The sequence below is a fragment of the Acidovorax sacchari genome (assembly GCF_042847045.1).
Classification (GTDB): domain Bacteria; phylum Pseudomonadota; class Gammaproteobacteria; order Burkholderiales; family Burkholderiaceae_C; genus Paracidovorax; species Paracidovorax sacchari.
This window is the reverse complement of sequence record NZ_AP035783.1, coordinates 2,162,041-2,179,790: the sequence shown is the minus strand read 5'-3', so window position 1 is coordinate 2,179,790 and position 17,750 is coordinate 2,162,041. Positions and strand designations below refer to the sequence as shown.

The 17,750-nt window shown below is 68.8% G+C and carries 16 protein-coding genes and 1 pseudogene; 10 read left to right on the top strand and 7 right to left on the bottom strand.

Annotated features, from left to right (window positions below; genetic code table 11):
* Positions 1 to 16 precede the first annotated feature (16 nt).
* Positions 17 to 172: pseudogene (locus tag ACGHC0_RS09950) on the top strand (integrase core domain-containing protein); the annotation flags it as partial.
* A gap of 36 nt (positions 173 to 208) precedes the next feature.
* Here ACGHC0_RS09950 and ACGHC0_RS09945 read toward each other — a convergent pair.
* On the bottom strand, positions 209 to 1,180 hold the full coding sequence (locus ACGHC0_RS09945; protein ID WP_415268099.1) for a helix-turn-helix domain-containing protein: 972 nt from the start codon (positions 1,178 to 1,180) through the stop codon (positions 209 to 211).
* Positions 1,181 to 1,277: 97 nt separating this feature from the next.
* Between ACGHC0_RS09945 and ACGHC0_RS09940 the strand changes: the two genes are divergently transcribed.
* The 4 genes from ACGHC0_RS09940 to ACGHC0_RS09925 are packed head-to-tail and all read left to right on the top strand — an operon-like array spanning position 1,278 to position 8,206.
* Positions 1,278 to 3,368 carry a TonB-dependent receptor gene (locus ACGHC0_RS09940; RefSeq protein WP_415268098.1) on the top strand — a complete coding sequence of 697 codons (2,091 nt, stop codon included), beginning with the start codon at positions 1,278 to 1,280 and terminating at the stop codon, positions 3,366 to 3,368.
* 10 nt (positions 3,369 to 3,378) lie between these two features.
* Complete coding sequence (locus tag ACGHC0_RS09935) at positions 3,379 to 4,656, top strand: hypothetical protein (protein WP_415268097.1); 1,278 nt, start codon at positions 3,379 to 3,381, stop codon at positions 4,654 to 4,656.
* Positions 4,653 to 6,455 carry an ABC transporter ATP-binding protein gene (locus tag ACGHC0_RS09930; protein WP_415268096.1) on the top strand — a complete coding sequence of 601 codons (1,803 nt, stop codon included), beginning with the start codon at positions 4,653 to 4,655 and terminating at the stop codon, positions 6,453 to 6,455. The genes ACGHC0_RS09935 and ACGHC0_RS09930 overlap by 4 nt, the downstream gene beginning before the upstream one ends.
* Entirely contained in the window at positions 6,452 to 8,206 is a 1,755-nt protein-coding gene (locus ACGHC0_RS09925; protein ID WP_415268095.1) for an ABC transporter ATP-binding protein, read from the top strand. The genes ACGHC0_RS09930 and ACGHC0_RS09925 overlap by 4 nt, the downstream gene beginning before the upstream one ends.
* A gap of 342 nt (positions 8,207 to 8,548) precedes the next feature.
* Here ACGHC0_RS09925 and guaA read toward each other — a convergent pair whose 3' ends face one another.
* The 4 genes from guaA to guaB form a co-directional block, all read right to left on the bottom strand.
* Positions 8,549 to 10,174 (bottom strand): glutamine-hydrolyzing GMP synthase, encoded by a 1,626-nt coding sequence (gene guaA, locus ACGHC0_RS09920; protein ID WP_368355052.1) that lies wholly within the window; start codon positions 10,172 to 10,174, stop codon positions 8,549 to 8,551.
* 38 nt (positions 10,175 to 10,212) lie between these two features.
* Positions 10,213 to 10,650 (bottom strand): type II toxin-antitoxin system VapC family toxin, encoded by a 438-nt coding sequence (locus ACGHC0_RS09915; protein WP_415268094.1) that lies wholly within the window; start codon positions 10,648 to 10,650, stop codon positions 10,213 to 10,215.
* Positions 10,647 to 10,910 (bottom strand): type II toxin-antitoxin system Phd/YefM family antitoxin, encoded by a 264-nt coding sequence (locus tag ACGHC0_RS09910; protein ID WP_415268093.1) that lies wholly within the window; start codon positions 10,908 to 10,910, stop codon positions 10,647 to 10,649. Before ACGHC0_RS09910 ends, ACGHC0_RS09915 begins: the two co-directional genes overlap by 4 nt.
* Before the next feature lie 262 nt (positions 10,911 to 11,172).
* A complete protein-coding gene (gene guaB / locus ACGHC0_RS09905) occupies positions 11,173 to 12,642 on the bottom strand; it encodes an IMP dehydrogenase (RefSeq protein ID WP_368355049.1) in 1,470 nt (489 codons plus the stop codon).
* Positions 12,643 to 12,749: 107 nt separating this feature from the next.
* Between guaB and ACGHC0_RS09900 the strand changes: the two genes are divergently transcribed.
* The gene (locus ACGHC0_RS09900) at positions 12,750 to 13,262 is read left to right on the top strand and encodes a DUF4124 domain-containing protein (protein WP_415268092.1); all 513 of its coding nucleotides are present in this window, start codon (positions 12,750 to 12,752) and stop codon (positions 13,260 to 13,262) included.
* Positions 13,263 to 13,621: 359 nt separating this feature from the next.
* Positions 13,622 to 15,253 (top strand): hypothetical protein, encoded by a 1,632-nt coding sequence (locus tag ACGHC0_RS09895; RefSeq protein WP_415268091.1) that lies wholly within the window; start codon positions 13,622 to 13,624, stop codon positions 15,251 to 15,253.
* An 88-nt stretch (positions 15,254 to 15,341) separates the two neighbouring features.
* On the opposite strand, the gene ACGHC0_RS09890 is transcribed toward ACGHC0_RS09895, so the two are convergent.
* The gene (locus ACGHC0_RS09890; RefSeq protein ID WP_415268090.1) at positions 15,342 to 15,695 is read right to left on the bottom strand and encodes an RnfH family protein; all 354 of its coding nucleotides are present in this window, start codon (positions 15,693 to 15,695) and stop codon (positions 15,342 to 15,344) included.
* Positions 15,688 to 16,128: a type II toxin-antitoxin system RatA family toxin gene (locus ACGHC0_RS09885; RefSeq protein WP_026431883.1), complete on the bottom strand. Its 441-nt coding sequence runs from the start codon at positions 16,126 to 16,128 to the stop codon at positions 15,688 to 15,690. Before ACGHC0_RS09885 ends, ACGHC0_RS09890 begins: the two co-directional genes overlap by 8 nt.
* 123 nt (positions 16,129 to 16,251) lie before the next feature.
* Here ACGHC0_RS09885 and smpB point away from each other — a divergent pair, with 123 nt between their 5' ends.
* From smpB to ACGHC0_RS09870, 3 genes are all read left to right on the top strand, one after another.
* A complete protein-coding gene (gene smpB, locus ACGHC0_RS09880; RefSeq protein WP_013594298.1) occupies positions 16,252 to 16,725 on the top strand; it encodes an SsrA-binding protein SmpB in 474 nt (157 codons plus the stop codon).
* 105 nt (positions 16,726 to 16,830) lie between these two features.
* Complete coding sequence (locus ACGHC0_RS09875; RefSeq protein ID WP_368355045.1) at positions 16,831 to 17,220, top strand: hypothetical protein; 390 nt, start codon at positions 16,831 to 16,833, stop codon at positions 17,218 to 17,220.
* Positions 17,221 to 17,241: 21 nt separating this feature from the next.
* On the top strand, positions 17,242 to 17,742 hold the full coding sequence (locus ACGHC0_RS09870; RefSeq protein ID WP_415268089.1) for an RNA polymerase sigma factor: 501 nt from the start codon (positions 17,242 to 17,244) through the stop codon (positions 17,740 to 17,742).
* The last annotated feature ends 8 nt before the right edge of the window (positions 17,743 to 17,750 follow it).

The window sequence follows — 17,750 nt, the reverse complement described above, 5'->3', positions numbered from 1 at the left end:
GGTCAATCGACAGGCGGGAGAACGCTGTGCAGAGATGGGCGTGCGCCCGTCGATGGGCAGTGTGGGTGACGCATACGACAACGCCATGGCCGAGAGCTTCTTCGCCACGCTCGAGTGTGAGCTGATCGAGCGTCGCAGCTTCCGATCGAAGGCAGAGGCGAAGGCCGCGGTGGCGCGGCACGCCTTCGCCGGGAAGGCCCGGCCCTGGCTACTGCGGTGACATTCGATCGATATCGCCGTTCAAAGATATCTTTGGGCTCGAACCCTGAGCCAGCACCTGGCGCCGGACTTCACCAGGCAGCATCCCATGCGCTCGCCGGAACGCCGCCCCGAAATGACTGAGGTTGCCGTAGCCCAGTTCTCCGCCCACCTCGCTGGCGGTCATCCTGCCTGAAGCGATCAGCTCCCACGCCCGCCGCATGCGTTCACGCTGATAGAGCGCGTACGCAGGCATGCCGAACAAGGCTTTGAATCCTCGTTTGAGCGCGAAGGTGTTGAGCCCGGATTCAGCCGCCAGTTGCACCAGCGTGGGCGGCTCGGCCAGGTCGCGCAGCAGCCGCTCGCGCGCCACATGCAGGCGCTCGCGCACCAGCGGTCCCAGCCCGGCCTGCGCGTGGCGCTGGCCAGCCAGCAGCAGGCAGCCCAGCAGTTCCAGGCTCTTGGCTTCGCGCATCAGCCGCAGGCTGGCCGGGTCGAGCAGCACGGACTCCAGCTCGCGGGCCACGCGCAGCGTGTCGGTGTCGCCGGGGCGGATGCGCATGCAGCCGTCGCGCTGCAGGGCGTCGAAAAAGTCCTCGCCCTGCTCCCCCGCCAGAGCCGCCAGGCAGTCGGGCGCCAGCAGCAGGCCCACGTGGTGCACGGCCCCCTGGAAAGAGGTCCTCCAGCGCGCCCCGGGCATGAAGCCGGCGACGGTCTGCCGGCCCGCCACCTGGAAGCGGCGGCCTTCGGCATCCACCGACATCCCGTCGCGCAGCCACACCGACAGATGCAGCCGGCGCTCCGAGTCCGTCACCGTGATGGTGGTGGGCACCGCGTACTCGCTGCGGCTGGCGAAGGCCGCCAGTCCACGTCCATTGGCATAGGCGCCGCTGCGCTGCGGCCCGGCCGGCCACAGGTCGGGCCGGTGCATCAGGTCGGGCGGCAGGTAACCCGCCACATCCACCACAGGGATGCCGTGCATAAAAAACTCCTTTTTCGGGTATCGATGCTCCCGCTTCGGGCATTCAATGCAAATGAGAATTACTAACATTAAAACACAGCCATTTTCCGAGCTCGACATGCCCTGTCCCAACCTGAACCCGCTTGCCGCCAGCCTGATCCTCGCCTTCGTGACGGGTGCTTTCGCTTCTACTGTCCATGCACAGCAAACCGCGACCGTCCCGCCCGCGGTGACCTTGTCGCCGGTCGTGGTCACGGCCACCAAGCAGGAGCGCTCCCTGTTCGAGACGCCGGCCAGCGCCGGCCTGATCGACGGCGACGCGCTGGAGCGCCAGGGCCTGCAGTCGCTGGCGGACGTGGCCCAGCAACTGGGGAACGTCTACTTCACCGACTTCACCGGCAGCACGCCCACGCTCACGGTGCGCGGCCTGGGCTTCTCGGACGACGAGTCCGACAGCCTGAGCACCAGCGTGCTGATCGACGGCATGGCGGTGGTGGGCAGTGCGCTGGGCACGCTGTTCGACCTGGAGCGCATCGAACTGCTGCGTGGCCCGCAGAGCACGCTGTACGGCCAGAACAGCATGGGCGGGCTGGTGGCGATCCGCACGCGCGACCCGGGCTTCGTCTTCGGCGGCGGCGCGCAGGTCGAGTACAGCAGCGGCAAGCGCTGGCGGACGTCGGCCGCGCTGGACTTGCCGCTGGCCGAGCGCACCGCCGTGCGCCTGGCCGTGGGCACCGAAGATGCCGACGGCTACGTCCACAACAAGGCCCTGGGCCGTGACGACACGGCCGGCTGGCGCAGCCGCTTTGCGCGCCTGAAACTGCTGCACGTCGACGATGCCGGCGGCGAATGGCGGTTCGGCCTGCACCGCGCCACCCGCGACGGCGGCAACGACTTCTTCGTCACCCCGGCGCTGGCCCGCGCGCATGCATCGGTCTCCAGCGATGCCGGCCGCAACGACGTGGCCTACACCCTGCTCACCGGCGAGTACACCCGTCGCCTCGACGACGGCCGCCGGCTGGCCGTGACCCTGGGCGGTACCGAGGCGCAGTGGAACTTCTGGATGCCGCAGTCGCTGTTCGGCGGCCCCTCGGGCTTCGACAACCGCACGCGCCAGTTCAGCGCCGAGGCGCGCCTGAACAGCGCGCCGGCCGACACCGGCGGCATCGACTGGCTCACCGGCGCCTATGCCTCGCGCGTGCGCAAGTCCTCGCCCTACCTGTTCGAGATTCCCGGCTACATGCGCTCGGCGACCACGGCCGACGTGGAGGGCGGCACGGCCGCGGTGCTCGGCGAACTGGGCTGGCGCTTCGCACCACAGTGGCGCCTGGCCGGCGCGCTGCGGCTGGAGCACGACCGGCGCCGCATGGACTGGACCAGCGCGCAGAGCGGCTACTACGACAGCGATGGCGACGGCGTGCCCGACACCCCCTACGCCAGCACCGATCGCGTGGACGCCGTGAAGACCCGCGACACCGTGCTGCTGCCGCGCCTGACGCTGGAGTGGCAGCCGGCCGAACAACAGTTCGCCTGGGCCACGCTGGCGCGCGGCTACAAGGCCTCGGGCTTCAACCTCTACGCCTACGACCCCGCCTCGGCCGCCACGCCCTATGCGCCGGAATACGGTAACCACCTGGAGCTGGGCTGGCGCATGCGCGGCGCCGGCAACCGCTGGGACATGGGCGCCACGGTGTTCCGCACCCAGTTGCGCGACCAGCAGGTGGTGGTGATCGGCGCCGGCGGCGCCAGCCTGGTGGGCAACGCCGGCCGCTCGCACAGCCAGGGCGTGGAACTGAATGCTGCGCTGCGGCCCGCGCGTGGCCTGGAGTTCAGCGCCTTCGCGGGCTGGGTGGAGGCGCAGTACGACAGCTACGCCAAGGGCGGCGTGGACTACGCCGGGCAGCAGTTCCCGAACACGCCACGCAGCAGCTATGGCGTGGCCGTGCAATGGAAGCCCGTCGCCGGCTGGGAGACCGGGCTCTCGCTCAAGCGCATCGGCCGCTCGGCGCTCTACCCGGACAGCAGCGTCGCCAACCCCGCCTACACGCTGGTCGATGCGCACCTGAGCTACCGCACCGGGCGCTGGACGCTGGGCCTGTACGGCAAGAACCTCGGCGACGCCAGATACCTGGTGCGCGCGCTGAACGCGGGCAGCGTGGTCGCCGGCGCGCCGCGCACGGTGGGCGTGCGCGTGGCGGCGGACTTTTGAGGGCGGTCCGATGACGGCATCGCACTCCGCGACCGCGGCCACACCGGGCAGCGCGCCAACACCCCCGGTGCGGACGGCCGAGTACCGCGCGCTCGCGCTGATGTACGCTGCCCAGGGCCTCCCCTCGGGCCTGGCCTTCTACGCCCTGGGCGCGCTGATCCGGCGGGGCGGCCACGGCGTGGAGGACGTGGGCCTGATCGGTCTGGCCTTCCTGCCCTGGGCGCTCAAGTTCCTGTGGGCCGCGCCCATCGACAACGCCTGCGCGCGCTGGGGCCACGGCCGCGTGGTCGGCGTGACGCAGGCACTGATCGTGCTGGCCACGCTGGCGCTGGTGCCCTTCCCGCCCGGGCAGCAGCTGCACGCGGCGCTGGCCGGCGTGCTGCTGCTCAACACCCTGGCGGCCACGCAGGACATTGCCACCAACGCCTACGCCGTGGCACGGCTGCAGGGCCGCGCGGCGGGGCCGGCCAACGCGATCCAGGTGGCCGCCTTCATCACCGGCATGCTGGTGGGCGGCGGCGGGCTGCTGGCGGTGGTGGAGCGCATCGACTGGGCCGGCGCCATGTTGGGGCTGGCCGCACTGCTGGCGCTGCTGTACCTGCCGCTGGCGCTCGACCGGCGCTGGCTCGCCGTGCCGGTGGCCGCCGCGGAAACGGCAAGGCCGCCCTCGGCCACGCCCGCCCGCCTGCGCGACCTGCGCCGCCATGCCGACCTGGGCTGGGCGCTGCTGCTGGCACTGGTGTTCAAGTTCGCCAGCACGGCAGTGGAGACGCTGGCCCAGCCCTGGCTGGTGGACCGGGGCCTGAGCCTGGCACAGGTCGGCGGCCTGCAGACGCTGCGGCTGCTGGCCACGGCCGCCGGCGGCGTGCTGCTGGGCATCCCGCTGGTGCGCCGGCTCGGCAACCGGCGCGCGGTATTGGCCAGCGCGCTGCTGGCCACCGCCCTGCTGGGCGCGACCTGGGCACTGGAGGCGGCCGACGTGCGCGCCCTGCAGTTGCTGGCGCTGGCCTTCGGCCTCGAAGCGCTGGCGGCCGGCACGCTGTACGTGGCGATCTGGGCGCTGTTCATGAACTGGGCCTCGCCCGAGCGCCCCGGCACCGACTACACCGCCATGCAGTGTTGCGAGAGCCTGGCCAACGCGCTGGCGGCCGGCGCCATCGGCGGGCTGGGCGCGCGCTGGGGCTACGGGCCGGCCTTCGCGGCGGCATGGGGCACCGGCTTCGTGGTGCTGGGACTGATGGCGCTGGCGCTGGCGCGGCTGCAGCTGCAGCAGAAGGCGGCCGGATGAAAGCCGCACCACCGTCCCCCGCCCTCGGCTTCGGCGCGCTGGTGCGCATGGCGCCCCTCTCGCTGGGTGCCGCCGCGCTGCTGGCCGTCGCCTCGGCGGCGCTGTCGCTGGCGCCGTTCTGGATGCTCTACCGCATGGCGCTGGAACTGGCCGCGCCGCAGGCCGACGTGGCGCAGATCCGCACACTGGCCCTCCAAGTGCTGGGCCTGGTGCTGGCGCGCTGGCTGCTGATGGCGCTGTCGCACGGCTGCGCCCACTGGGGCGCGTTCGCCGTGCTTTACCGGCTGCGGCTGGCGCTGGCCCGGCGGCTGCTGCGGGTGCCGATGGGTTTCTTCGCACGCCAGGGCAGCGGCGTGCTGCGCAAGACGGTGATCGACGACACCCAGGCCATGGAGGGCTTCCTGGCCCACATGCTGCCGGACGCGGCCGCCGCCGCCACCGTGCCGCTGGCTGCGCTGGCGCTGCTGTTCGCGGCCGACTGGAGGCTGGCGCTGGCCTCGCTCGCGCCGTTGCCGGTGGCGCTGCTGTTCCAGGTGCGCATGCTGCGCGGCTCGGCGGCGCGCATGCATGAGTGGCACGAGGTGCAGACCCGCATCGCCGGGCGCATCGTCGAGTACCTGCGCGGCATGCCGGTGGTCAAGGTATTCGGCCTGTCGGCACGGGCCTTCGGCGACTTCGCGCAGGCCGTCCAGAGCGCGGTGCGCTGGGTGGAGCGCTACGCCGCCAGTTCAGCCGCCGGCTGGGCCGTGTTCGTCGGCCTGCTGACGGCCAACCTGGTGGTGGTGGCGCCGCTCGCCGCGTGGCTGCACGCGCGCGGCGAGGTCGATACGGCCACCGTGCTGCTATTCCTGCTGGTGGCCCCGGCCGTGCTGCAGCCGCTGCTGCGGCTGACCTTCGCCTTCGGCGAGCAGGCACGGCGGGCCGAGGCGCTGGCGCGCATCAGCACCATACTGGCAGCGCCTGCGCCGGCCGAGCCGTCAGGCGCGACCGGCCTGCCCCCCCGCGACGCACCCCACGGTATCGCGTTCGAGGCCGTGCATTTCGCCTACGAGGGCTGCGATGCGGACGACGCCCCGGCCCTGGCCGATCTCGGCTTCACCGCCCCGGCCGGCGGCCTGACGGCGCTGGTCGGCCCCTCCGGCTCGGGCAAGAGCACGGTGGCGCGGCTGGTGCCCCGGCTGTTCGACGCCAGCGCCGGCTGCGTGCGCGTCGCCGGCCGCGACGTGCGCGACTGGCCGCCCGACGAACTGCTGTCCCGCATCGCCATCGTGTTCCAGGACGTGCTGCTCTTCCACGGCACCGTGCGCGACAACCTGCGCATCGCCCGCCCCGACGCCGACGACGCCGCGCTGCGCGCCGCCGCGCGAGCCGCCCGCGCGCTAGACTTCATCGAGCGCCTGCCGCAGGGCTGGGACACGCCGCTGGGCGAGCGCGGCGCGCGCCTGTCGGGCGGCGAGCGCCAGCGCCTGTCCATCGCCCGCGCCCTGCTCAAGGATGCGCCCATCCTGCTGCTGGACGAGGCCACCGCGCACGCCGACGCCGAGAACGAATGGCTGATCCAGCAGGCGCTGGCCGAGGCCTGCCAGGGCCGCACGGTGCTGATGATCGCGCACCGGCTGCAGACCGTGGCCGCCGCCGACCACATCGTGGTGCTGCAGGCCGGCTGCGTGGCCGGCCAGGGCCGGCACGACGCCCTGCTGGCGGACTGCCCGCTGTACCGCCGCCTGTGGGACGATCAGCAGCAGGCCGGCGACTGGCAGCTCGTCGGCCGCCCCACGTCGCAGGAGGATCGGCCATGATGCGCGACCTGATGCTGGCCGGCCGCGAACTGGCCGGCGGCCATGCCGACCTGCGCTTGCGCCAGGGGCTGGCCTGGGCCGCCGCCGAGGCGGTGTTCGCCGCGCTGCCCTACGGTCTGCTGTGGTGGCTGCTGCACACGCTGCTGCAGGGGCCGGTGCCCACCGCGCAGACCGCCGCCGCGGCGCTCGGCCTGCTGGCCTGCCTGGCCGCGCGCATCGCCTGCGCACGGCAGGCCATGCCGGCCACCTTCGCCGGGGCCTACGCCACCATGGGCCAGGCCCGGCTGCGCCTGGCCGACCACCTGCGCCAGCTGCCGCTGGGCTGGTTCGGGGGCCAGCGCAGCGGGGCCATCGCCGGCGCGCTGGTGAGCGACCTGCAGGTGGTGGAGGACATCTGGGCCCACTTCCTGGGCGTGTTCTTCGGCGGGCTGCTGGTGCCGCTGCTGGTCTCGGCGCTGCTGATCGCGGTGGACTGGCGGCTGGGCCTGCTGGTGGCCGCCACGCTGCCGCTGGCCTTTGCCGTGCTCGCCTTCGCGCAGTGGGTGCTCGGCCGGCTGGCAGTGCAGGTGCATGCGGCCAACGCGCAGGGCCAGGCGGAGGTGCTGGACTACGTGCAGGGCATCGCCGTGGTGCGCGCCTTCGGCGGGCACAGCGGCGGCCTGGTGTTCGAGCGGCTGGCCCGCGCGCTCGATGCCATGCGCCGCCGCGCGTTGGCCATCGAGTTGTGGCCCACGCCGCTGATCGTGGCCTTCGGCTTCGCGGTGGAGGCCGGCTTCGCGCTGGCAGTCTGGGCCGGCGCCCAGCGCCTGGGACGGAGCCTGGACGGCGCCACGCTGCTGCTGTTCGCGGTGCTGGCGCTGCCGGTGTACCGGCAGCTGTTCGAGGTGGGGGTGGCTTTCCTGGAGTTGCGCTACGCGCGCCACGCACTGCAGCGGCTGCGCGCGCTGCTGGCCGAGCCCTGCCTGCCGGAGCCCGCGCAGCCGGCCGTGCCGGCCGGGCACGAGATCGTGCTCGACGACGTGCACTTCAGCCACCAGCCTGGCGCGCCGGTGCTGCGCGGCATCTCCTGCACCCTGCCGGCCGGCAGCGTCACCGCCGTGGTCGGCCCCAGCGGCGCCGGCAAGAGCACGCTGGTGCACCTGATCGCGCGGCTGTGGGACGTGGAGCGCGGCGCCATCCGCATCGGCGGGCAGGACCTGCGCGCCATCGGCAGCGAGGCGCTGCACCGGCAGGTGGCGATGGTGTTCCAGGACGTGGTGCTGTTCTCGGGCAACGTACTGGACAACATCCGTCTCGGGCGCCCCGAGGCCACACGCCTGGAGGCCGAGGCCGCCGCCCGCCAGGCCGGTGCGCACGATTTCATCTCAAGGTTACCGCAGGGCTACGACACGCCGGTGGGCGAGAACGGCGCCCGACTCTCGGGCGGCGAGCGCCAGCGCATCAGCATCGCGCGCGCGCTGCTCATGGATGCGCCCATCCTTCTGCTGGACGAAGCAACGGCCAGCGTCGATGCCTCGTCGGCAGCGGAGATCCAGCAGGCGCTTTCGGCGCTGGCAAAAGACCGCACCGTGGTGGTCATCGCGCACCGGTTGCCTACCGTGCGTTCGGCCAACCAGATCCTGGTACTCGATAGCGGCCGACTGGTCGAACAGGGACAACACGACGAACTGTTGGCGCAAAGCGGGCTCTATGCCCGGCTGTGGAATTGCCAAGAACGCGCTGCGCGCTGGCGAGTCCAGCGCGTCAAATGAAACGGCGCGCACATCGGCGGCTTGATGCACACCCCGGACAGCGCGGACCGGCATTGCCGGGGAGGCCATGCCCCGGCTCCTGCGAAGGCAACTGCTGATTTCCGCGATGAACTGCAGTTGCTGCAAGTACTCGGGGAGCGTTTTGCCGTCAAAGACCGGTTTGGGCTCAATAGTAAACGGGAGGGTCTTGATCCGACCTACGGTTCGTACCGCCAGCGCTACCGCCAACCTGTCGTGCTGGCCGGCGATAGCCACCGATAGAAGCCGCGACCTGTTTCCTTTCAGATCAACAAGTTGCGGCGATTTTTCGATAGCTGGCGACAGTCCCCGAAGGACCTGATTTCACTCCCACTCGATCGTCGCCGGCGGCTTGCTCGACACGTCGTACGTCACCCGGTTGATCCCGCGCACTTCATTGATGATCCTTCCCGACACCTTCTTGAGCAGCGCGTACGGCAGCTCGGCCCAGTCGGCGGTCATGAAATCGCTGGTCTGCACGGCACGCAGGGCGACGACGTAGTCGTACGTGCGGCCGTCGCCCATCACGCCGACGCTCTTCACGGGCAGGAAGACGGTGAAGGCCTGGCTGGTGAGGTCGTACCAGGTCTTGCCGGTCCCGGCGTCCACGTGGTTGCGCAGTTCCTCGATGAAGATCGCGTCGGCGCGGCGCAGCAGGTCGGCGTATTCCTTCTTCACCTCGCCCAGGATGCGCACGCCCAGGCCGGGGCCGGGGAAGGGATGGCGATAGACCATGTCGTGCGGCAGGCCCAGGGCCACGCCGAGTTCGCGCACTTCGTCCTTGAACAGGTCGCGCAGTGGCTCCAGCAGCTTCAGGCCCAGCTGTTCGGGCAGGCCGCCGACGTTGTGGTGGCTCTTGATGGTGACGGCCTTCTTGCTCTTGGCGCCGCCGGATTCGATCACGTCGGGGTAGATGGTGCCCTGGGCCAGGAAGGTGGCGCCCTTCTCCTTCTTCGACGCGCCCGAGGCGGTGAGCTTGGCGGCCTCGGCCTTGAAGACGTCTACGAACAGGCGGCCGATGATCTTGCGCTTCTGCTCGGGGTCGCTCACGCCGGCCAGTTCGCGCAGGAAGAGTTCGCTGGCATCCACGCGCACGACCTTGGCGTGCAGCTTGCCCACGAACATGTCCATCACCATGTCGCCCTCGTTCAGGCGCAGCAGGCCGTGATCGACGAACACGCAGGTGAGCTGGTCGCCGATGGCGCGGTGGATCAGCGCGGCGGCCACGCTGGAATCCACGCCGCCGGACAGGCCGAGGATGACTTCCTCATCGCCCACCTGGGCACGGATGGATTCGACGGCCTCGGCGATGTGGTCCTTCATGACCCAGTCCGGCTGCACGCCGCAGATGCCGAGCACGAAGCGGTCGAGCATCGCCCGGCCCTGCACGGTGTGGGTCACCTCGGGATGGAACTGCACGGCGTAGAAACGGCGCGCCTCGTCGGCCATGCCGGCGATGGGGCAGCTGGGGGTGGAGGCCATGAGCTTGAAGCCGGGCGGCATCTCGGCCACCTTGTCGCCGTGGCTCATCCAGACCTTGAGCATGCCGTGGCCTTCGGCCGTGGTGAAGTCGGCGATGTCCTTGAGCAGCGCAGTGTGGCCGTGGGCGCGCACTTCGGCATAGCCGAACTCGCGCTTGTGGCCACCCTCGACCTTGCCGCCGAGCTGCTGTGCCATGGTCTGCATGCCGTAGCAGATGCCCAGCACGGGCACGCCCAGTTCGAACACGGCCTGCGGCGCGCGGTCCGTGGTCTCCTCGTACACGCTGGCGTGGCTGCCCGAGAGGATCACGCCCTTGAGCGCGCCGTCGGCGGCGTACTCGCGGACCCAGGCGTCGCTCACGTCGCAGGGATGCACCTCGCAGTACACATGGGCCTCGCGCACGCGGCGCGCGATGAGCTGGGTGACCTGGGAGCCGAAGTCGAGGATGAGGATCTTCTGGTGTTGCATGGTGGTCGGGGGTCGGTAAGAGCGGGGGAAGCGAGGAATCAGAAAGTGGAGAGGTCGAGCAGTGCCACGCCGGTCCGCGCGGCGGCCTCGGCCTGGGCCGCATCGAACGTGGCCAGCGGCAGGCGCAGCGAGCGCGCAAGCCAGAGATAGGCGGCGTCATAGACCGGCAGGCCGGTGTCCAGCGCGACATCGAGCACGGCCTTGTGCTGCGCCGGCGCCAGCTCGTGCAGTTCCACGCGGTGGCGGATGGCCTCGAGCACGGCCCAGAGCCCTTCGACGGAGCCTGCAGGAATGCGGCCGGCATGCACGCCGCTCGCGATCAGGTTGCCGCACTCCCACTGCCAGAGATTGGGTGCCTGGGGCTCGACCTCGTCGCGCCGGATGCGGGCGTAGAGACGCCGCGTGTGCTCGCTCGCCGCATCGGGCAGCAGCCAGGCGGCGGTCACGGAGGCATCGAGCACGAAGGCGGTGGTCATGCGGCGGTGCTCCGTCCGCTGCGACGCAAGACTGGCGCCGCCGTATCCTGGGTCGCTGCACGGATGCTGGCATGCAGCGCATCGATCTGCCCCAGCTCGCGCGCAATCTGCTCGTCCGTGATCACCGGCCGGCGCCGCACCGGCAACATGCGCACCACCTCCTTGCCATGGCGGGTGATGCGCACCTCCTCGCCCTGCTCCACCGCCTCGATGAGCGCGGAAAAGCGGGTCTTGGCTTCATAGATGCCGACGGTCTGCATGCGCAAAGGGTTCCAGAAAAAGAAAAGTCTGGCCTGAACAAAAATTCAGACCAGACTTTACCAAACCGACCAGAAAATGACAATCAGACCAGAATGACCCTGAGCGCCAGTTTCGTCATGGCAAGCAACGCCACAGCGGCCCAACGCGCGGGCAGCCGTGCAAGGGCCGCCCCGCCGCACCGGCTGCGTCCCCCTTCCCGAACGGCGCAGCCGTTCGAGAGAAGGGGGAAGGCGCGCAAGCGCCTCAGGGGGTTGTACGCCGTCAATCAGCTCTGTAGTTCGGCGCTTCCTTCGTGATCTGCACGTCGTGCACGTGGCTCTCGCGAATGCCGGCCGTGGTGATCTCGACGAACTCCGCCTTGTTGTTCATCTCCTCGATGGTGGCGCAGCCGCAATAGCCCATGGAGGCACGCACGCCGCCGGCCATCTGGAACACGATCGAGACCATGGAGCCCTTGTAGGGCACGCGGCCTTCGATGCCCTCGGGCACCAGCTTGTCGGCGTTCGGGTTGCCGGTGCTGGATTCCTGGAAGTAGCGGTCGGCCGAGCCCTGCTGCATGGCGCCGATGGAGCCCATGCCGCGGTAGCTCTTGTAGCTGCGGCCCTGGAACAGGATGACCTCGCCCGGCGCCTCTTCGGTGCCGGCGAACATGCCGCCCATCATGACGGTGCTCGCGCCTGCGGCCAGCGCCTTGGCGATGTCGCCCGAATAGCGGATGCCGCCGTCGGCGATCAGCGGCACGCCCGTGCCCTGCAGGGCCGTGGCCACGCTGTCGATGGCCATGATCTGCGGCACGCCCACGCCCGCGACGATGCGGGTGGTGCAGATGGAGCCGGGGCCGATGCCGACCTTGACGCCGTCCGCGCCGGCCTCGACCAGCGCGAGCGCCGCCGCGCCGGTGGCGATGTTGCCGCCGATCACGTCCACCTGCGGGTAGTTCTGCTTGACCCAGCGCACGCGGTCAATCACGCCCTTGCTGTGGCCGTGGGCCGTGTCCACCACGATCGCATCGACGCCGGCCTTCACCAGCGCCTCGACGCGCTCCTCGGTGCCCTCGCCCACGCCGACGGCCGCACCCACGCGCAGGCGGCCATTGCTGTCGCGCGCCGCGTTGGGGAAGCTGGTCTGCTTGGTGATGTCCTTGACGGTGATCAGGCCCTTGAGCTCGAAGGCGTCGTTGATGACGAGCAGGCGCTCGAGCTTGTGCTTGTTGAGCAGCGCCTTGGCCTCGGAGGCGGTGGCGCCCTCCTTCACCGTGATGAGCTTCTCGCGCGGCGTCATGATGTCGCGCACCTTGACGTCGTAGCGGGTCTCGAAGCGCAGGTCGCGGCCGGTGACGATGCCGACCACCTTGCCCGCGTCGCACACCGGGAAGCCCGAGATGCCGAGCTGCTCGGACAGCTGCAGCACCTGCAGCACCGTATGGTCGGGGGTGATGACGACGGGGTCGCGCACCACGCCGGATTCATAGCGCTTGACCTTGGCGACGTGGGCCGCCTGCTCCTGCGCCGTGAGGTTCTTGTGCACGATGCCGATGCCGCCCTCCTGCGCGATGGCGATGGCCAGGCGCGCCTCGGTGACGGTGTCCATGGCGGCGGACACGAGGGGAAGGTTCAGGGAGATATTGCGGGAGAGTCGCGTCGCGAGGGACGTGTCCTTGGGCAGGACCTGGGAGTACGCCGGCACCAGCAACACATCGTCGAAGGTGAGCGCTTTTCCTAGAAGGCGCATGAGATTCGCTCCAAAAAAACGATTGTACCCGCCGGGCCGCATCCCCTGCCGCGCCGGGTCTTGCCGGCGCGATGGCGCGGCCGGAGGCCGGGCGCTACACTGCCCGCATGAAACTCCACCGGCTTCTCGTGCTCGCCTGCGCCTGCTCCTGGGCGCTGGGGGCTTCGGCGCAATGGCAATGGATCGACAAGGACGGCCGCAAGGTGTTCAGCGACCGCCCGCCCCCGACCGACGTGCCCGCGAAGAACATCCTGAAGCAGCCGGGGGGCGCCCCGCCCCCGCCCCGCGCGCAGGCGGCCAATGCCGCAGCCGATGCGCCCGGCACGCCGGCATCCGCCGCGGCGGCGCCGCGGCTGCCGGCATCCGACCCGGAGCTGCAGCAACGCAAGGCACAGGCGGACGCGGCCGAGGCCGCCCGCAAGAAGGCCGACGAGGAACGCCAGGCCAAGGCCCGTGCCGAGAACTGCCAGCGCGCGCGCCAGCAACAGGCCATGCTGTCGTCGGGCCAGCTCGTGAGCCAAGTGAACGCCCAGGGCGAACGGTCCTTCATGGACGATACGACCCGCGCCGCGGAGATGCGGCGTGCGGAAGCGGCGATCGCCTCCGACTGCGCGCGTTGATTGGAAACAGGCGGCAGAAGCCGTCTGGCGCCATTGACAGCACCGTCACCGGCATCGCCCGCTGCCGCATGGCTACGCGTGAAGGTGATGCGCGTCCCACCAACCTCGCTTCATGACCAAGCCACGGCGGTCGTACACGAGCGCCAAAACGACGTAACCCGAAACGGTGAGGCTGGATTTCCACAGCCCGGCGTCCTGAGGGCGTAGGGGCGTTGAAACAACGGCGAGCGACCACGCAAGCCACGACGGGTTGCGACCGCATTTGCTGGCGATCCGAAAGTCGGTCATCTTTCTTGTCACAAGATGATACAGTCGATTCCTGGCCGAGCATGCGCGGCTGAATCACGCCAGCACCACCCATGAAGTTTCTTATCAACGCTTTCTGCGGCATTCTTGTTCTTTGCGCCAGCGCAATGGGCGCGTCTGCGACACCGGTTTTCATCCAGAGCGGTACCTGGATCGTGGATTCCGAGTCGAATGGCAAACCTGGGAGGGGTATGGCCATCGACATACAGAACCAGCAACTGGTGATGCAGGTCTACAACTACACCGCCACGGGACAACCTACCTTTCACCTGGCTTCCGGCCCGCTGGATGGAATGCAATTCCAGGCCCCACTGAAGCAATACAGGGGTGGTCGATTCTTCGGAAGTGGCGAGCGCACAGCCCGGGAGCAGCAATCCCCTGGCGATGTCCGCATCCGCTTCGAAAGCTCTACATCAGGTTTCATCCAGTTTCCGGGCGAACCCGAGGTCGCCATGTCCCGCCTCAAGTTCGACGAGGCGCCGCAAGGTGCCTTGATCAAGCCGAACTTCCGGGAAAGCTGGATAGTTGCGGAGTTTGATGAAAGGTATCCACTCATACCTATGCGGAAAATTGAGATATATAGGGACCCCAGCAACGGAAACAAGGAATCTCTGCAGGTGATCAGCAGTCACGCGTATGAATCCACCATTCTCTCCCCTACCCCCTGTTCGGCCATGGAAGCAGAGGGATGGATGCGATGCGATGCCACCTTCGACAGCGTACCTCCTGAAAAGGCAGTATTTGAAATACACAGAACACTGAATGGCCTCGAGGGCTTCATCACCCGGCAGGATGCACCGGGCAGGCGCAACACCCTGCGCGGAAGCAAATATTCAAGCTTCAACACCTCGAACTTCACTTCTTACAGGATGGCAAACATCCGCGACGACAGACTCACCGACTACAGAGGGGTTTTATACGAGAATGGAATCGATGTATATGTCCCCGAGCCGGGAACATGGGTGATAAGCCAGGAGCTGAATGGAACACCAGGGCGCGGCATGGCCATCGACGTGCAGAATGAGGTGCTGGTCATGCAGGTATTCAACTACGAAAGCAATGGAGACCCGACCTTCCATCTCGCGGTGGGAAAAATGAAATACGGCACCTCCAACGTCGTCGCCCAACTCAAACGCTATGCGGGGGGGCGTTATTTCGGCGGCCCGCCATTGACTGGGCACGAAGCGGCTGATTCCGGAAAAGTGGAATTGGCCTTCGACTCCACTTTGACAGGCTGGGTGAAGTTCCCAGGCGAAGACTGGCTGGCGATCGAGAAATTCCAGTTTGGTTATGGAAAGAAAAATCCAGAGGCACTCCTGGGGGAGTGGAGCTTTGGAGCATTTGATGACTGGGATTGGACCATAGTCCTGGACAGGGTGGAGGGAAATGAGGCCAAGGGCAAATATGCAAGCTGCAACTACACGGAAGGGAAAATCAATCCCTACCTGGAGTACAACGGAACTGTATTCTGTAAAATCTATATCATCCGTGACGACAGCAGCACCTTTAAGGCCATCACATTCGATGCGACGCCAGAGATTCGAGGGGTAGCTGCCATGTCCCGCACCGTCGACAAATATAATCTCGACAGATGGAAAAGGGGGTTCGCCATTCAAGTTCTCGACAAAAATGGCACGCCCGCAGGGTTGGGCCAGCGTCCCAAAACAGGAAGCAATATCGACTGATCCAGTCAACCGCTTGTGTACGGAGGGTCCGTCATGAATACCATGAGGCGGTGCAGAAAACCCAGCCACCGGCCCCCGTTCAGGGATCTCAATAACCGGCCTTCGCACCCGGGCGGCGCGCGGCGAACAGCCCCGTAGCCCGTGCCCCCTGGCGCGCGAAGCGCTCGCGCCGCGCCTTCTTGGGATCGACCCGCAGCGGGCGATACCACTCCACGCGGTCCCCATCCTGCAGCACACGGTCCAGCGCCACGGGGCGGCCCCAGATGCCGCAGGTGTCCGATCCATCCTCGGGGCCGCCGCAGGCCGCGAGCGCATCGCGCACCGTGGCGCCGGCAGGCAACTCGATCGCCGCCTCCCGCACCTCGCGCGGCCCGGGCGACCACGCGATGGTCACCGCCACACGGCCCGCGCCGGTGGCGGCAGCGGCGCCGGTCTCAGCCATAGACCTGCTCCGCGCGCTGGATGAACGCATCCACCATGCTGCCCGCGATGCGGTCGAACACCGGGCCCACCAGTGCGGCCAGGGCGATGTTGTCGAAACCGTAGTTGAGCTGCAGCTCCACCTTGCAGGCGCGCTGGCTGCCGTCGCCCACGGGATGGAAGCGCCAGTCGCCGTCGAGCTGCGAGAAAGGCCCCTTCACGAGCCGCATCTGCACGCGCCGGCCGGGCTCGTGCTGGTTGCGCGTGACGAAGGACTTGCGCAGGCCGCTGAAGGCGATGCCCACCTCGGCGGTCATGCCGTGCTCGTCCTGCTCCAGCACCCGCGCGCTGTCGCACCAAGGCAGGAATTCCGGGTACTTCGCCACATCGGTGACGAGGGCGAACATCTCTTCGGGGCTGTACCAGATCAGGACGGACTTGTTGACGTTTTTCATGGGAGGACGGGCATGGCGGGCCGTGGCGGGACGGAGCACTAGAATCCCCGGATAAGCGCACGGCCGATCGTCCGATTGTAGGGAGGGCTTTCAAACGCCTCCATGTGCCGCATCTGATTCCCCATGGCCAAGAAACCCGAGACCCTGTCCCGCATCGCCGACAACAAGAAGGCGGCCTTCAACTATTTCTTCGAGGAACGCCACGAGGCGGGCATGGTGCTGCACGGCTGGGAGGTCAAGGCCCTGCGCGAAGGCAAGGTGCAGCTCACCGACGGCTACGTGGTGATCCGCGAAGGCGAGCTCTACCTGATCGGCTGCCAGATCAATCCCCTGAAGACGGCCTCGACCCACGTGAGCCCGGACGCGGTGCGCACCAAGAAGCTGCTGCTGCACAAGGACGAGATCAAGCGCCTGATCGGCAAAGTGGAGCAGAAGGGCTACACGCTGGTCCCGCTGAACCTGCACTGGACCAACGGCCGCGCCAAGTGCGAGATCGCGCTCGCCAAGGGCAAGGCCGAGCACGACAAGCGCGACACCATCAAGGAGCGCGAGGGCAAGCGCGAGGTGGAGCGCGCGATGAAGAGCCGCCACCGCTGAGGCGGCGGAATTTTTTTCGGGCAGCGCGGAATAAATCCCACGGGTCCGGTGTTTACTCCGTTGCGGGCCGGCATGTCGCCGGCCCTGCCTACAGGAGCAATACCGATGACCCGAATCTCCACCCTCTTGGCCGCTTCCGCCCTGGCCCTGGCGCTTGCCGGCTGCGCCTCCATGTCGTCGTCCCGCATGCCCGGCGGCGTTGCCGAGAAGAACGGCGCCCTCGTGGGCCCGAACGGCATGACGCTCTACACCTTCGACCGCGACCCGGCCGGCGGCGGCAAGTCGGTCTGCAACGGTCCCTGCGCGAAGAACTGGCCGCCGCTGCTGGCCGGCAGCGACACGCCCACGGGCGAATTCAGCGTGGTGGAGCGCGATGACGGCGCCAAGCAACTGGCCTACAAGGGCAAGCCGCTCTACTACTGGGTCAAGGACACCCAGCCCGGCGACCGCACGGGCGACGGCGTGAACCAGGTGTGGCGTACCGCCAAGCCCTGACGCGCCACCGAAGCCGCCCGCATGGACGACATCGCGCCGCACCTGCCGGGCCTGCGGCGCTATGCGCGGGCGCTGACGGGCAATGCCTGGGCGGCGGACGACCTGGTGCAGGACACGCTCGAGCGCGCCTGCCGCAAATGGCTGCTGTGGCGCCCGGGCAGCGACCTGCGCGCCTGGCTGTTCGCGCTCATGCACCGCGTGTACCTGAACCAGCTTCGGGCGGTGCCGGCCCAGCCGCCGCTCGACCTGGAGTCGGTGCAGGACCACCTGCAGGCGCCGCCCGCGCGCACGGACGACGCGCTGGACCTGGACCGCTGCCTGCAGCGCCTGCCCGCCGACCAGCGCGCGGTGCTGCTGCTGGTGACGCTCGAAGACATGGATTACGCCGCTGCCGCGAAGGTGCTGGACGTGCCGGTGGGCACGGTGATGTCGCGCCTCTCGCGCGCCCGGCAGCGGCTGCGCGAACTGATGGAGCCGCAGGCCCGCGCGCCCGGAGCGCCGCGGCTGCGGCGGCTGAAATGACGATGGAC